At 66.4% G+C, this 14,093-nt stretch carries 14 protein-coding genes; 4 read left to right on the top strand and 10 right to left on the bottom strand.

Annotated features, from left to right (window positions below; translation table 11 throughout):
• Genes ACFOHJ_RS09610 through ACFOHJ_RS09600 form a run of 3 tightly spaced genes read left to right on the top strand, consistent with a single transcriptional unit; the run spans position 1 to position 1,918 of the window.
• A complete protein-coding gene (locus tag ACFOHJ_RS09610) occupies positions 1 to 852 on the top strand; it encodes an ABC transporter ATP-binding protein (RefSeq protein ID WP_378220284.1) in 852 nt (283 codons plus the stop codon).
• Positions 849 to 1,691 (top strand): dipeptide ABC transporter ATP-binding protein, encoded by an 843-nt coding sequence (locus ACFOHJ_RS09605; protein ID WP_378220283.1) that lies wholly within the window; start codon positions 849 to 851, stop codon positions 1,689 to 1,691. The genes ACFOHJ_RS09610 and ACFOHJ_RS09605 overlap by 4 nt, the downstream gene beginning before the upstream one ends.
• An 8-nt stretch (positions 1,692 to 1,699) precedes the next feature.
• Positions 1,700 to 1,918, top strand: coding sequence for a DUF3329 domain-containing protein (locus tag ACFOHJ_RS09600; protein ID WP_378221513.1), 219 nt, complete (start codon positions 1,700 to 1,702; stop codon positions 1,916 to 1,918).
• Position 1,919: 1 nt separating this feature from the next.
• Here the strand turns inward: ACFOHJ_RS09600 and ACFOHJ_RS09595 are convergent, their stop codons facing one another.
• From ACFOHJ_RS09595 to ACFOHJ_RS09570, 6 genes are all read right to left on the bottom strand, one after another.
• Positions 1,920 to 3,026, bottom strand: a complete 1,107-nt coding sequence (locus ACFOHJ_RS09595; protein ID WP_378220282.1) for a DUF1513 domain-containing protein — start codon at positions 3,024 to 3,026, stop codon at positions 1,920 to 1,922.
• 186 nt (positions 3,027 to 3,212) lie between these two features.
• On the bottom strand, positions 3,213 to 4,301 hold the full coding sequence (locus ACFOHJ_RS09590) for an imelysin family protein (RefSeq protein ID WP_378220281.1): 1,089 nt from the start codon (positions 4,299 to 4,301) through the stop codon (positions 3,213 to 3,215).
• Positions 4,301 to 5,830: a di-heme oxidoreductase family protein gene (locus ACFOHJ_RS09585; RefSeq protein ID WP_378220280.1), complete on the bottom strand. Its 1,530-nt coding sequence runs from the start codon at positions 5,828 to 5,830 to the stop codon at positions 4,301 to 4,303. Before ACFOHJ_RS09585 ends, ACFOHJ_RS09590 begins: the two co-directional genes overlap by 1 nt.
• 11 nt (positions 5,831 to 5,841) lie before the next feature.
• Positions 5,842 to 6,327, bottom strand: coding sequence for a bacterioferritin (gene bfr / locus ACFOHJ_RS09580; protein ID WP_378220278.1), 486 nt, complete (start codon positions 6,325 to 6,327; stop codon positions 5,842 to 5,844).
• The gene (locus ACFOHJ_RS09575; RefSeq protein ID WP_378220277.1) at positions 6,293 to 6,604 is read right to left on the bottom strand and encodes a (2Fe-2S)-binding protein; all 312 of its coding nucleotides are present in this window, start codon (positions 6,602 to 6,604) and stop codon (positions 6,293 to 6,295) included. Before ACFOHJ_RS09575 ends, bfr begins: the two co-directional genes overlap by 35 nt.
• A gap of 55 nt (positions 6,605 to 6,659) precedes the next feature.
• Positions 6,660 to 7,964 carry an imelysin family protein gene (locus ACFOHJ_RS09570; protein ID WP_378220276.1) on the bottom strand — a complete coding sequence of 435 codons (1,305 nt, stop codon included), beginning with the start codon at positions 7,962 to 7,964 and terminating at the stop codon, positions 6,660 to 6,662.
• A 456-nt stretch (positions 7,965 to 8,420) separates the two neighbouring features.
• Here ACFOHJ_RS09570 and ACFOHJ_RS09565 point away from each other — a divergent pair, with 456 nt between their 5' ends.
• Positions 8,421 to 9,665, top strand: a complete 1,245-nt coding sequence (locus ACFOHJ_RS09565; RefSeq protein WP_378220275.1) for an NAD(P)/FAD-dependent oxidoreductase — start codon at positions 8,421 to 8,423, stop codon at positions 9,663 to 9,665.
• A 145-nt stretch (positions 9,666 to 9,810) separates the two neighbouring features.
• On the opposite strand, the gene ACFOHJ_RS09560 is transcribed toward ACFOHJ_RS09565, so the two are convergent.
• From ACFOHJ_RS09560 to nikC, 4 genes are all read right to left on the bottom strand, one after another.
• Positions 9,811 to 11,085 carry a 4-aminobutyrate--2-oxoglutarate transaminase gene (locus ACFOHJ_RS09560; RefSeq protein WP_378220274.1) on the bottom strand — a complete coding sequence of 425 codons (1,275 nt, stop codon included), beginning with the start codon at positions 11,083 to 11,085 and terminating at the stop codon, positions 9,811 to 9,813.
• A gap of 129 nt (positions 11,086 to 11,214) precedes the next feature.
• A complete protein-coding gene (locus ACFOHJ_RS09555; protein WP_378220273.1) occupies positions 11,215 to 11,964 on the bottom strand; it encodes an ABC transporter ATP-binding protein in 750 nt (249 codons plus the stop codon).
• A gap of 178 nt (positions 11,965 to 12,142) precedes the next feature.
• Positions 12,143 to 12,979 carry an ABC transporter ATP-binding protein gene (locus tag ACFOHJ_RS09550; RefSeq protein ID WP_378220272.1) on the bottom strand — a complete coding sequence of 279 codons (837 nt, stop codon included), beginning with the start codon at positions 12,977 to 12,979 and terminating at the stop codon, positions 12,143 to 12,145.
• Positions 12,976 to 13,896, bottom strand: coding sequence for a nickel transporter permease (gene nikC, locus ACFOHJ_RS09545; protein WP_378220271.1), 921 nt, complete (start codon positions 13,894 to 13,896; stop codon positions 12,976 to 12,978). Before nikC ends, ACFOHJ_RS09550 begins: the two co-directional genes overlap by 4 nt.
• Positions 13,897 to 14,093: the final 197 nt, after the last annotated feature.

Here is a 14,093-nt window from a genome sequence, read left to right as displayed (position 1 = left end):
ATGGCCTTGCTTGAGATCGAAAACCTCGTCGTAGAGTTCGACACCGCCTCCGGCCCGTTCCGGGCGGTAGACGGCGTGTCGCTTCATGTCGACGAGCGCGAGGTGCTGGCCATCGTCGGCGAGAGCGGCTCCGGCAAATCGGTGTCGATGCTGGCGGTCATGGGGCTGCTGCCGTGGACGGCAAAGGTTTCCGCCGACAAGGCGCTGTTTGCCGGCAAGGACCTGTTCGCGATGAGCGCGGCCGAGCGCCGCCGCATCGTCGGCCGCGACATCGCCATGATCTTCCAGGAGCCGATGGCGAGCCTCAACCCCTGCTTCACCGTTGGCTTCCAGATCGAGGAGGTGCTGCGCTTCCATCTCGGCATGGACAAGCGCCAGCGGCGCGCCCGCGCCATCGAACTGTTCAAGGCGGTCGGCATTCCCAACCCGGAGGAGCGGCTTTCCTCCTATCCGCACCAGATGTCCGGCGGCCAGTGCCAGCGCGTCATGATCGCCATGGCGATCGCCTGCAACCCGAAGCTGCTGATCGCCGACGAGCCGACCACGGCGCTCGACGTCACCATCCAGAAGCAGATCCTCGACCTGTTGATGAAGCTGCAGGCCGAGCACGGCATGGGCATGATCATGATCACCCACAATATGGGCGTGGTGGCCGAGACGGCCGACCGGGTCATCGTCCAGTACAAGGGCCGCAAGATGGAGGAGGCCGACGTGCTTTCGCTGTTCGAGGCGCCGAAGAATGCCTATACGCGCGCGCTGCTGGCGGCCCTTCCCGACAACGCCACCGGCGACCGGCTGCCGACCGTTGCCGCGCTGATGCTGGAGGGCGGCGTGGCCGTGGCACCGCAATGACCGATACCGGCAACCCGATCGTCGTCGAGGGCAAGGATATCAAGCGCGATTATGTCGTGCAGGGCGGCGTGTTCAGGCCGGCGCGCATCGTGCACGCGGTCAAGGGCGTGTCGTTTTCGGTGGAGAAGGGCAAGACGCTGGCCATCGTCGGCGAGTCGGGCTGTGGCAAGTCCACGCTGGCGCGCATCATCACCCTCATCGATCCGGCGACGTCGGGCGAGCTGTTCCTCGACGGCCACAAGATCGATATCGCCGCCGGGCGGCCGACGCCGGAACTTCGCCGCAAGGTGCAGATCGTTTTCCAGAACCCCTACGGCTCGCTCAACCCGCGCCAGAAGATCGGCGACGTGCTGATGGAGCCGCTCGTCATCAACACCTCGATGCCGGCGGCCGAGCGGCGCGAGCGTGCCTACGACATGCTGCGGAAGGTCGGACTGGAGGACAAGCACTTCAACCGCTACCCGCACATGTTCTCCGGCGGCCAGCGCCAGCGCATCGCCATCGCCCGCGCGCTGATGCTGAGGCCGAGCCTGCTGGTGCTGGACGAGCCGGTTTCGGCGCTCGACCTTTCGGTGCAGGCGCAGGTGCTCAACCTTCTGGCCGACCTGCAGGACGAGTTCCAGCTTACCTATATCTTCATCAGCCACGACCTGTCGGTGGTGCGCTACATCGCGGACGACGTGATGGTGATGTATTTCGGCGAGGCGGTCGAATACGGCTCGCGCGACGCTGTCTTTTCCGATCCCCAGCACAGCTATACCCGCACGCTGTTTTCCGCGACCCCGCGTGCCGATGTCGAAAGCATCAAGGCGCGGCTCGCCCGCAAGAATGCTGCCTGATGGCCCTGCTGAAGGACTATGAGCACCCGTTCTTCCGGCCCCTGTGGCGGCGCATCGCCATCGTCGCGGGCTGCGCCGTCTGGGCCGCGCTCGAATTTTACGGGGGCTCGTCGACCTGGGGCCTGATCGCGCTGGCCTTTGCGGCCTACGGCGCCTGGCAGTTTTTCTACCTCTACAAGCCGGCCGACGAAACCACGCCGCCGCACGGCGAGACCCCGGACAAATAGGTTACGCGGGTGGCCTTATCCGCAGCATGTGGTTGTCCCACACATAGCCCGGTTCCGACACGGCCGCCCGCCTCGACGGGGCGATGGCGCCGGCGCCGCTAGTGGCGATGAAGCCGTCGCGGTCGGGAGCGATGCCGCACACTTCCGTCATGTCGGTCGCCGAAACCACCTTGCCGCTCGTCGTATCGAAAACCACGTAGCTGTTGCCGGCCGGCGAGGACACGGCCATGGTGCCGGCCTCGCGGTTGGCCGCCATCGCGCCGATATAGTTGTGCAGGCTGTTCAGCGCCTTTTCCGGCATTTCCAGGAGTTCGAGCTCCTTGCCGCGCGGCGCGCGCCCGACCAGCGGCGGCCTATCCGCGGTCGCCCCCTCATACTGGCAGCTGAACCAGATCGTGCCGGACCCGTCCGCGTCCATGTGGCGGATGGAAAGCCGGTTGAGGTCGGGCGGCAGTTGGTGCTTCTCCAGGAGATCGCCGGAAAGGCGATCGACCAGCACGTAGGAAGGCTGCATCGTCGCCAGGTTGAGCTTGGCCTTGCCGAAATCCGGATGCGTTTCGATGCCGCCATTGGCGATGGCGAGCGTGCGCCCGTCGTCCAGAAGCATGAGTTCGTGCGGGCCGACGCCATGGGTCGGAAATTCGCCGACACGGGCAAAGCCGCCTTTCGCGTCATAGATGCCGATCATGCCGGCGGCGTTGTCGAAATCGTTCTCGGTGGCGTAGAGCAGCGCCCCGTCCGGCGAGAACACGCCATGGCCGTAGAAATGCCGCCCGGAGTTGCTGGCTATGGTAAGCGGCTCCGTCCGGCGCGTATGATCGAAGACGACGGCGACGGTGCCGGGCTTGCGCGGAAACACCACCGAGCGCTGTGACACCGGATCGAAGGTCACGTCGTGGCCCCGGTCCGGCAACGCCACCGAATAGAGCAGCTTGCCGGCTTCGGAAAGAATGCCCGCGCCATAGCTGCCGTCGCGCCGCACGAATGCGGTGGCGAACACGGCATCGGTTTCAAGCGCGGCCGCCCACGCCGATGGCGCCAGCGCCGCCGCGAAGCCCGCGCCCGCCGCCTTCAGGAAATCGCGACGGTCAATCAGACGCGTGCGCATGGGACGCTCTCATCGATGCTGAAGATGTCTTTGCCGGTAAAGTTACCCCCACCCCTGGCCCCTCCCCACAAGGGGGAGGGGAATCTGGCGGTGAGCTTTCCGAATCCCCTCCCCCTTGTGGGGAGGGGCCAGGGGTGGGGGTATGAAGCTCCCGGCCCGTCCGAATGAAGGCGTTGTGCATCGGCCTTAATCCCCGTCCAGCGAGGAGAAGCCGGCGGTAAGACCGAATTCCGCGGTCATGCGCGTGCCGATCAAGGCGGAAAGCGTGCTGGTCACCAGCGCGAAATGCTCCAGTCTGGCGCGCCGCGCCTGATCGGCCAGCGCCTCGTCGATCGGGCCGGTGACGGCGCGCGCATCGGCCACGCCGTTGGCCAGCTGGATATGGATGGAATCGGCCATCCAGCGAGCCTCCGGCGAAAGCGCTTCGCCGATCTTCGAAACGGTGAACAGCCGGTCCATGCCGTTGAGATTGGCGGCAAGCGAGGCGGCGGTGTTTTGCGAGCGCCAGTAGATCGCCTGTTTCGGCTTGTCGGCATCGGGCGTCGTGCCGAAAAAGCCTTTCAGGCGCACATCGCGCACCATCTCCAGCTCGTTGATGAAGACGCTGATCAGTTCGGTCACCGCCTCGTTGCCGTCGCGGTAGAGCGGATTGTCAGGCCCCGGATTGGCCCACTGCGCGGCAAACCCAGCCTTGTCGTTCCAGGCGGCGGCGACGTCGCCGGCGATCGTCGCGATGTTGCCGGCAATGGCTGCTCCATAGCGGCAGCGATAGGCGTCGCCGGTGGCAAGCGCCTCCGCGCCGGTGCCGTAAAGGACGAACTCCAGCGCGCCGAAGCCCTGCATGGCGACGCTTTTGGTCGCGAGTTGGGCGGGGTCGGTCGCCGTCTCGTCCTTGCCGGCCAGCGCCGCCTGCACCTGCCTCAGGCCGATGCCCTTCCGGTCGGGCCAGAACAGCATCCGTTCCATCCGGTTGTCCTGGCGGATCGGGCCGAAGGTGATGATCTCGACCGTGGACCAGGCCGCGACGGCACCGGAAAACCCGGTTCGCGCGGCCTCCAGAGCGGCAGGAGAGGGGGCTTCGCACAGCGCCTGCATGGTCTTGCCGAGGTCGGTGGCCCGGTTGTGCAGGTCGTCATAGGCGGGCCGCACGAACCCGTCGACGGCCGCCCCGATCACATCCGACGCCTTTACCGCTGCCGTCGCGGTCGGTGCTGCCGACAGGGCGAAGGGCAAGGCGAGCGCCAGCATCCAAGCGAGAGAAAACCGTCTTGTCATCACAAGGACTCCAGGAATTTGATCAGCGCCGCGCGTTCGGCGGCAGATGCGGCGGCGAAGCGGTCGCGTGCCTTTTGCCCCTCGCCGCCATGCCACAGGATCGCCTCGGGTAGGCTGCGGGCGCGCCCGTCATGCAGGAAGAAGGCATGGCCGCCGACCTTTTTCGCCAGGCCAATGCCCCATAGCGGCGGCGTGCGCCATTCGTTTCCCGAGGCCATGCCTGCCTGCTGGCCGTCGGCCAGCCCCTCGCCCATGTCGTGCAGCAGGAAATCGGAATAGGGCCAGATCAACTGGAAGGCCTGCGCCTTGTCCGGTGCGTCGCGTCGGGTGACGAATTTCGGTGTGTGGCAGGCTACGCAGCCCATTTCGTAGAACGCCCGCTTGCCTTCGAGGACCTTGCCGTCGTCGCCGCCGCGCCGCGCCGCAACGGCAAGGTTCTGCGTGTAGAAGGTGACGAGGTCGATGACCGGCGCCGGGGCTTCGGTGTCGCCGAGGCGCGCCTGCACGCCGGCCGGCAGCGCCCGGCAGGCGGTCTGGGCTTCGGTGCAGTCGCCCCAGTGCCGTGGCGCTTCGGGCGAGGAAATGCCGATGTCGTCGGCCAGCGCGTCAGCCGCCTGCTGGCGGATCGTCGCCTGCTCCGCCTTCCAGCCGAAGCGGCCGAGCGTCGGCTTGCCGCTGACGGGATCGCGCACGATAGAGGCTCTGCCGGAAATGCCGTCGCCGTCCGCGTCGTCGGGATCGGCATGGGCAAAAATATCGGCCGGATCGATCTGCTCGACGAGACCGAGCCCAATCAGCGGGCTGGCCATGCGCGGCGACAGCGTCGTTTTCGGATCGAGCGGCCCGTAGGTCGGGTTCTCGACCGCATAGCTCGGCTTGCGCAGCGAAACGACGCTACCGTCGCCGAGCGTCACCTGCTGTTCCTCGTAGCGGATGGCCATCCGCCCTTCGCCGGCCGCGCCCGGCACCGCCAGTTCCTGCAATTGCCGGCCATAGACCGGATCGGGGAAGTTGAGCGCTTCGTGGCCGGCGATCTTCGCCTGTTCCTCCGCCGTGCCGGCGGCGCGCGCCAGCCGCAGCAGCATCGAGGTGGGGCCGGCCTCAGGCGGGTGGCCGCGCCCGTTGTTCACATGGCAGGCATCGCAGGCGCGTGCGTTGTAGAGCGGGCCGAGCCCGTCGGAAGCCTGCGTCGAGGAAGGCGCCGACACCCACAGTTTACGGAACAGCGCCTCGCCCAGCCCGAAGGTGCCGCGTTGCTCGAAGGTGAGGTTGCCGGCCGGATGCGAGAAGGCGTTGGCGTCGGCACGCTTTTTCGACGTGCCGGCCCCGCCCTGCATGGTCTCGAAGGGCTCCGCCCTGGAGAAATCGACAGCCGGTTTGGTGACCGCCTCGACGCGGGCGAGGTCGGCAGGCGACAGGTCGGTGCGCGCGGCGGCAACACCGTCAAGATCGGCGGCAACTGCTGCCGTCGAGACGACAACCGTGCAGGCAATGGCTATGCGGCGCAGGAATCGCGTCAGGCGCCGCATCCAGGCATGTCCTATTCGGCCTCGTTGGCCGAGTCGGCGTTGAGCAGGCCGTATTTCTCGTCGCCGATGGAGGCGAGCAGGTCGAGCTGCGTTTCGAGGAAGTCGATATGGCCTTCCTCGTCGGCCAGCAGTTCCTCGAACAGCTTCATGGTGACGTAGTCGCCGAGCTCGTTGCAGATTTCGCGCGAGCGCTTGTAGGCGGTGCGGGCCTCGTATTCGCCTTCCAGGTCCGATTCCAGCACTTCCTTGACGTTCTGGCCGATGCGCAGCGGCGCCACGGATTGCAGGTTCGGGTGGCCTTCGAGGAAGATGATGCGCGCCACCAGCTTGTCGGCATGGTGCATTTCCTCGATCGATTCGGCGCGTTCCTTGCGGGCGAGCTTGGTGTAGCCCCAGTCCTCCAGCAGGCGGAAATGAACCCAGTACTGGTTGACGGCGCCGAGTTCCAGGAAGAGGGCTTCGTTAAGCCGCTCGATGACTTGCGGTTCGCCTTTCATGCGCGGTGCTCCCGTATTGGACGCGCAGTTCCCTCACGCGATCCAGGTGTGTCACGATATCCACGCCGTCCGTTGCGGATCTGGCATGATAGTCTTCGGTTACCCGAATGATCGTTTCCACCACATTTGGGAAGCAGCCGCAACAGCGGCCACGCTTCTTCATCGAATGATAGACCTTGGCCGGCACGATGAGTTGCCACGGATCCTGATCGAGCAGCGCGACGATGGCCTGCTCGACCTCTTTCTGGGTAAGGACATTGCATTGGCAGATCAGCATGGTCGTCTCGATGGCTGGCGGGGCATGCGCCCCGTCTGGCTGGGTGGATTGTTCCTTACTGGAAGACCTTGTCCGGCGCGTCGAGGCTGTCGGAGCCTTCGAAGGCGATGGCGTCGAGCTTCAGCACCGACACGGCCCGCTCGATCGACTTGGTCTGGTCGATCAGCCCGCCGATCGCCGCCTGCACCGTGTCGTTGCCTTCGGTGTTGCCCTCGCCGATTTGCTGGTCGTAGGCCTCGCCGCTGTCGGCGCGCGCCTTGATCGCTTCCATCTTCGAAACCGTCAGGTCGAGCTTGTCGGAAAGCTCCTTGTCCAGCGCCGCATCGGCGGCCTTGACCATGTCGGAAACCGAAGGCCCGGAAACCGTCGAGCCGTCGATGCGGGTATAGCGGTTGTGGTAGGCGTCGCGGATGCCGACGGCGTCTTCCAGGTGGGACATGTGCGTGTTGTCGGAGAAGCAGTCGTGCTCTTCTTCTGGGTCATGCAGCAGCAGGCCGAGCTTCATGCGCTCGCCGGCCAGTTCGCCGTAGGAAAGCGAACCCATGCCGGTCAGGATGGCCGTGATGCCGGCGTTCGGCTCGCCGTCCTCGAGGGCCTTGCGCGCAGCGCCGCCGTCCTTCCAGTTGCCGACCATCTCCTCGAGATCCGCGACCAGCAGCGTGGAAGCCGATTTCAGGTACTGCGCGCGGCGGTCGCAATTGCCGTGTGTGCAGTTGGCGGTGTCGTAGTCCGTATGCGGGCGGTCGCCGGCGCCCGGACCGGTGCCGTTGAGGTCCTGGCCCCACAGCAGGAACTCGATGGCGTGATAGCCGGTGGCGACATTGGCCTCGATGCCGCCTGCTTCCTGCAGCGTGCCGGAGAGGAATTCCGGCGTGAGATTGGTGGCGTCGACGTCCTTGCCGTCGATCTTGATCGTCTTGTTGGCAATGACATTGGCCGTGTAGAGCGAATTCTCGTCCGACTCGGTGCCGTAGCCGGCATCGACATAGTCGATCAGCCCTTCGTCCAGCGGCCAGGCGTTCACGCGGCCTTCCCAGTCGTCGACGACCGGGTTGCCGAAGCGGTAGGCCTCGGTCTGCTGGTAGGGAATGCGGGCCGCCTTCCAGGCGTCCCGCGCAGCGGCGAGCGTGTCGGCCGAGGGCGTGGCGATCAGCGCGTCCACCGCCTTGTCCAGCGCCTGCGCGGTGGTCAGCGAATCCTCATATTTGGCGAGCGCGATATCGGCATAGGTCTTGATGACCGCCTTCGCGTCCGTCTCCGCCTTTGTCGGCAAGACGAAGGCCGCCGTCGTCAGCGCCGCCGTGGCGACGAGCGCGGCGAGCCTGCCGGCGATGCGTGCCCTGACCCGTGTCGTTCTCATGGTTGTCTCCTCGGCAATTTCAGGGAAGCAGAGCGGCGGCCATACCCGGGGCAGGACGGCATTCAGGGGCGTCCGCCGGGACAGCAGCCGGCAACAGGGGCCAGGGGAATTGGCTGGTCGAACAAAACACCGAAGTGCCTCCAATCGAACGGGTTCAAGGCCCAGACATCAAAGGTGCGCCATCGCGCTTGGCTTTCATAAAACGGTGGCGTGGCTGAAAGTCAACTGTTTCGGTCAAGAAAAATCAATCGAAACAATAGTTTAGAATAATTCTAAACTGAAACGGTCATGTTTTTGGTGCAAACCATATTCCGGGCCTGCCCCGATCGGCGCGATTGACAAACAGCCGTTCCAGGTGCGACCGGAATGATGGCTTTCGTGGCGGAACCGGACCACCGTTTCCCATCGCGTTCGCCATAGGATGGACCACGCGCGAAAGCAGGCAAAGAGGGCAGCATGAGTAACGGTGTCGTCATTGTCGGGGCGGGACATGCGGGCGTCCAGGCCGCCGCCAGCCTGCGCGAGGAGGGCTATGACGGCCCGGTCCTGCTGCTCGGCGACGAAAACGAACTGCCCTACCACAAGCCGCCGCTGTCGAAGACCTTCATCAAGGACGTGGAGGCGAAGCCGCAGCCCTTGCGCGGCGAGACCTTCTATGGCGGCAACGCCATCGATTTCCGGCCCGGCCTTCGGGCGGAGCGCATCGATCTGGGCGGGCGCCGCCTCGAACTGGCCGGCGGCGGCACACTCCCTTTCGACCATCTTGTGCTGGCGACCGGCTCGCGCCCGCGCCTGTTGCCGCTGCCGGGCTCCGACCTGGCAGGCGTGCTGTCGCTGCGCTCGATCGGCGATGCGCGCCTGATCCGCGAACTTAGCGGCGCTGCCGGGGAAGTCGTCATCCTCGGCGGCGGCTTCATCGGCCTCGAGATCGCCGCGACGCTGACGCTCGGCGGCCGCAAGGTAACGGTGGTGGAAGCCGTCGACCGCCTGCTCGGCCGCGCCGTCGCGCCGGCCATCGGCTCGCATGTGCGCCAGCGGCTGGAAGCCATGGGCGTGCGCATCCTGACCGGCACGACGGTCGCCCGGCTGGAAGGCGAGAACGGCCATGTCATCGCCGCCATCACCGCGTCGGGCGAGCGCCTGGCCGCGCAGATGGTCATCATCGGCATCGGCGTGGTGCCCAATGTCGAACTGGCCGAGGCCGCGGGCATCGCCGTCGCCAACGGCATCAAAATCGACGGCCAGATGCGGACGTCCGTGCCGCAGGTGCTGGCGGTGGGCGACGTGGCCAACTACCGGCATTGGTTCACCGGCGGCGACGTGCGGCTGGAATCGGTGCAGAACGCCACCGACCAGGCGCGCCTTGCCGCCCGCACGATTGTCGGCCGCGCAGACAGCTATGCGGCGGTGCCGTGGTTCTGGTCGGACATCGGCGACATGAAGCTGCAGATGGTCGGCCTGACCTCGGGCAGCGATCAGACGGTCGTGGTGGGCGAGCCGGACGAGAACAAATTCTCCATCTATCATTATGGCGGCGACCGGCTGATCGGCGTCGAATCGATCAACAAGCCGGCCGACCACATGCTCGGCCGCAAGATGCTCGGCGCCGGCTTTTCGCCGTCACTGGAAGTCGCCGTCGGCGGTCCCGATGCGCTGAAGGCGGCGCTGGCGGCGTATCAGCAGAAGCAGGCGGCGGAGTAACGCCGAAACTGTTTTCCTCGCCCCGTTTACGGGGGCGAAGAATGATGAATGCACGCTAGGGCAGATGACGGCATGTAGATGAGGGGCGGCGTTTCCCCTCATCCGTCGCTTCGCGACACCTTCTCCCAGCAGGGGAGAAGAAAAGTTACGCCCGTGCCTCGCGGATCGAGCTTTCCAGAATGTCCAGCGCCTCGTTCATGACGTTGTCCTGGATGGTGATCGGCGCCAGGAAGCGGATGACGTTGCCGTAGACGCCGCAGGTGAGCAGGATCAGGCCCTTGTCCAGCGCCTTCAGCCGCGCGGCGTTGGCGAACTCGGCCGAGGGCAGCCCTTTCTGGACATCGTTGAACTCGACCGCGTTCATGAAGCCGGGGCCGCGGATATCGACGATCTCGGGCACGTCGTCGCGCAGCGATTCCAGCCGCTGCTTCAGCCGGCCGCCGAGCGCGTTGGCGCGGTCGATGAGCTTTTCCTCCTCGATCACGTCGAGCACGGCATGCGCCGCCGCGATGCCCAGCGGATTGCCGGCATAGGTGCCGCCGAGGCCGCCCGGTCCGGGCGCGTCCATCAGTTCGGCCCGGCCCGTCACCGCCGAAAGCGGGAAGCCGCCGGCGAGGCTCTTGGCCATGGTGGTGAGGTCCGGCACCGCGTCGTGGTGCTCCATGGCGAACATCTTGCCGGTGCGGGCAAAGCCGGTCTGCACCTCGTCGGCGATCAACAAGATGCCGTGCTGGTCGCAGATCTTGCGCAGCGCCGAGGTGAATTCGCGTGGCGCTTCATAGAAGCCGCCTTCGCCCTGTACCGGCTCGACGATGATGGCGGCGACCCGGTTTGGATCGACGTCGGCCTTGAACAGCCGCTCCAAGGCCGCCAGCGCGTCGGCCACCGAAACGCCGTGCAACGGCACCGGGAACGGCGCGTGGAACACGTCGCCGGGCATCGCGCCGAAGCCGACCTTGTAGGGCACCACCTTGCCGGTCAGCGCCATGCCCATGAAGGTGCGGCCGTGGAAGCCGCCGGCAAAGGAAATGACCGCCTGCCGGCCGGTGGCGGCGCGGGCGATCTTGATCGCGTTCTCCACCGCCTCGGCGCCGGTGGTGACGAAGATCGTCTTCTTCTCGAACTTGCCGGGCAGCATGCCGTTCAGGCGCTCGGCCAGGTGCACGTAGTTCTCATACGGCACGACCTGATGGCAGGTATGGGTGAAGCGGTCGAGCTGCGCCTTGACCGCCGCGATCACCTTGGGGTGGCGGTGGCCGGTGTTGACCACGGCGATGCCGGAGGAAAAGTCGATGTAGCGATTGCCCTCGACGTCCCAGATCTCCGAGTTTTCGGCGCGGTCGGCGTAGATCTGCGTGGTCATGCCGACGCCGCGCGAGATGGCGGCGTTCTTGCGTTCGGAAATGGCGGCGTTCTTCATCGGGTCCTCTCAAGGCAGCTCTGGTTGTCGGGCCTGCACGGTCTGTTGCCCAATCTCGCGCTATTTCAGCCTTTGCTCAAGCCCGCACCGCGGGCGAGCCGTTGGGCCTGCCGATGGCCGGATGCGGTATCACGCCGGGCGTGAAAACCCTTCGCTGGCCTTGAGCAGGTTGCGCGTATAATCCTTCGTAACCTGGCGGCTGGCGAGATCGGCGGCGTCGAGATGTTCGACCGCCTCGCCGTTCTGCATCACCATCAGCCGGTCGCACATATGGGTAACGACGGCGAGGTCGTGGCTGACCATCAGGAAGGTCAGGCCGCGCGCCCGGCGCACCTCTTCCAGAAGGTTGAGCACCTCCGCCTGCACGGAGGCGTCGAGCGCCGAGGTCGGCTCGTCGAGCAGCAGGATCGACGGCTCCAGGATCAGCGCCCGCGCGATCGCCACGCGCTGGCGCTGGCCGCCGGAAAGCTGATGCGAATACCGGAAGCGGAAACCGGAGCCGAGCCCGACCTCGTCGAGCGCCCGCAGGATGCGCCGTTCGCCGTCGCCGATGCCATGGATGGCAAGCGGCTCCTGCAGCAGCCGGTCCACCGTCTGGCGCGGGTGCAGCGAGCCGTAGGGGTCCTGGAACACCATCTGCACCTTGCGGTAGAAGGCTTTCGTCCGGCGCCTGCCCAGCGTCTCGCCGTCGACGGCGATCGCGCCGGCCGACACCGGCGCCAGCCCCGCAACGGCCCGAAGCAGCGTCGACTTGCCGGAACCGGACTCGCCGACCAGCCCGAAGGATTCGCCCTTTTCGACATCGAGGCTGACCCCCTTCAGCGCGCGAAAACGGTCGAACGTCACTTCGAGGTTTTTGACGGAGAGCGCGGCGGTCATGGCCCCACTCCGCTCGGCATGGATTTACCCCCACCCCCGGCCCCTCCCCGCAAGGGGGAGGGGGACGCCAGCGTCACCGTCCCTGGGAAATCGCGGGTATAGGGTTGGCATGGCTCCATCCGGTTCCCCTCCCCCTTGTGGGGAGGGGTCAGGGGTGGGGGTCCCTCGTTGCGGCCGTTCACAGCGCCCACTCCGGCTTGCGCTCCAGCACCGGCAGCGGGTGGCGGTCGGCGCCGATCTTGGGCATGCAGTCGAGCAGGCCGCGCGTATAGGGGTGCTCGGCGTTCTTCAGGTCGGAGGCCTTCAACTGCTCCACCACCTTGCCGGCATACATGACGACCACCCGGTCGCAGAAGGACGACACCAGCCTGAGGTCGTGCGAGATGAAGACCAGTCCCATGCCGCGCTCGCCGACCAGCCGGTCGAGGATGCCGAGCACGTCGAGTTGGACGGTGACGTCGAGCGCCGAGGTCGGCTCGTCGGCGATCAGCATCTCGGGATTGGCCACCAGCATCATGGCGATCATGGCGCGCTGGCCCATGCCGCCCGAAACCTCGTGCGGGTGCAGGTCGAACACCCGCTTGGGGTCGCGTATCTGCACCGCCGCCAGCATGTCGAGAGCCCGCTCGCGTGCCTCGGCCTTTGAAACCTTTTCGTGCGTCCGCAGCGTCTCGACGATCTGCCGGCCGATGCTCATCACCGGGTCGAGCGAATATTTCGGGTCCTGCAGGATCATGGCGATGCGATTGCCGCGCAGCGCCCGCCGCTCGACGGCCGAGGCGGCAAGAAGGTCGATGCCGTCGAAGGCGAGTCTTTTGGCGCTGACACGGGCCTGCGGCGGCGTCAGCCCCATGATGGCGCGGCCGGTCTGCGATTTGCCGGAACCGCTCTCGCCGACGATGCCCAGCCGCTCGCGGCCCAGCGAAAAGGAAACGCCGCGCACCGCCTCGACCACGCCGGTGCGGGTCGGGAACGTTACCCGCAGGTCTTCCATCTCGAGCAGCGTGTCGCTCATTGGTCACCGCTGCGGGGGTCGAGCGCGTCGCGCAGGCCGTCGCCCAGGAGATTGAAGCCGAGGCTGACGATGAGGATGGCGAAGCCCGGCACGCCCGCCACCCACCACTGGTCGAGCACGAAGCGGCGGCCGGACGCGATCATGGCGCCCCATTCGGGCAGCGGCGGCTGCGCGCCGAGGCCGAGGAAGCCGAGGCCGGCGGCGGTGAGGATGATGCCGGCCATGTCGAGCGTCACGCGCACGATCAGCGAGGAAAGGCAGAGCGGCATGATGTGGCGGAAAATGATGCGCAGCGGCGAAGCGCCCATCAGCTCGACGGCCTTGATGAAATCCGAGTTGCGCACCGTCAGCGTCTCGGCCCGGGCGATGCGCGCATAGGGCGGCCAGGAGGTGATGGCGATGGCGATCACCGCGTTCTCGATGCCGGGGCCGAGCGCCGCGACGAAGGCCAGCGCCAGGATCAGCTTCGGGAAGGCGAGGAAGATGTCGGTGATGCGCATCAGCACCGTATCCACCCAGCCGCCGGCATAGCCGGCGACGGTGCCGACCAGGAGGCCGATGGGGGCGGCGATGATGGCGACCAGCACCACCACATAGAGCGTCCAGCGCGAGCCGTAGAGGATGCGCGATAAAATATCGCGGCCGAGGTCGTCAGTGCCGAGCCAGTGTTTTTCGCCCGGCGGCAACAGCCGCGATCCGGCGAGATCGCCCACGGTCGGCGAGTAGGGCGCGATGGTGCCGGCCAGCGCCGCGACCGCGATCAGCGCCAGGATGATCAGCAGGCCGACCAGCGCCAGCCGGTTGGCCGAAAAGCGTCGCCAGGCGACGTAGGCCCGCCCGAGCCGAGCCTGCAGGCGCGAGGCAGGCCGCTCGGACAGGAGCCATTCGCGCCGGGAGAGGGGGCCGGAGACGCTCACTGGCGCACCCCCGGGCGGCAAGCTTCATGCCCCGCATGACCCCCACCCCTGGCCCCTCCCCACAAGGGGGAGGAGGATTCCAGCTCGACCAGTTGCAAGCGGGGCGCTGACATTTTCGGTAGGACGCTACCAGATTCCCCTCCCCCTTGTGGGGCAGTGTTTACATTGGACTCGTGATGAGGTGTCTGTTGAAGAAC

Origin of the sequence: Aquamicrobium soli (assembly GCF_042646345.1) — a bacterium.
GTDB lineage: Bacteria > Pseudomonadota > Alphaproteobacteria > Rhizobiales > Rhizobiaceae > Mesorhizobium > Mesorhizobium soli_A.
The sequence above is the reverse complement of the archived record's forward strand: the minus strand, read 5'-3'. Positions and strand labels throughout refer to the sequence as shown.

Bases quoted from the DNA above. Each gene is read 5' to 3' on its own strand.
- ACFOHJ_RS09610 (WP_378220284.1), top strand. From the start codon at position 1: ATGGCCTTGCTTGAGATCGAAAACCTCGTCGTAGAGTTCGACACCGCC.
- ACFOHJ_RS09605 (WP_378220283.1), top strand. From the start codon at position 849: ATGACCGATACCGGCAACCCGATCGTCGTCGAGGGCAAGGATATCAAG.
- ACFOHJ_RS09595 (WP_378220282.1), bottom strand. From the start codon at position 3,026: ATGCGCACGCGTCTGATTGACCGTCGCGATTTCCTGAAGGCGGCGGGC.
- ACFOHJ_RS09590 (WP_378220281.1), bottom strand. From the start codon at position 4,301: ATGACAAGACGGTTTTCTCTCGCTTGGATGCTGGCGCTCGCCTTGCCC.
- ACFOHJ_RS09585 (WP_378220280.1), bottom strand. From the start codon at position 5,830: ATGCGGCGCCTGACGCGATTCCTGCGCCGCATAGCCATTGCCTGCACG.
- bfr (WP_378220278.1), bottom strand. From the start codon at position 6,327: ATGAAAGGCGAACCGCAAGTCATCGAGCGGCTTAACGAAGCCCTCTTC.
- ACFOHJ_RS09575 (WP_378220277.1), bottom strand. From the start codon at position 6,604: ATGCTGATCTGCCAATGCAATGTCCTTACCCAGAAAGAGGTCGAGCAG.
- ACFOHJ_RS09570 (WP_378220276.1), bottom strand. From the start codon at position 7,964: ATGAGAACGACACGGGTCAGGGCACGCATCGCCGGCAGGCTCGCCGCG.
- ACFOHJ_RS09565 (WP_378220275.1), top strand. From the start codon at position 8,421: ATGAGTAACGGTGTCGTCATTGTCGGGGCGGGACATGCGGGCGTCCAG.
- ACFOHJ_RS09560 (WP_378220274.1), bottom strand. From the start codon at position 11,085: ATGAAGAACGCCGCCATTTCCGAACGCAAGAACGCCGCCATCTCGCGC.
- ACFOHJ_RS09555 (WP_378220273.1), bottom strand. From the start codon at position 11,964: ATGACCGCCGCGCTCTCCGTCAAAAACCTCGAAGTGACGTTCGACCGT.
- ACFOHJ_RS09550 (WP_378220272.1), bottom strand. From the start codon at position 12,979: ATGAGCGACACGCTGCTCGAGATGGAAGACCTGCGGGTAACGTTCCCG.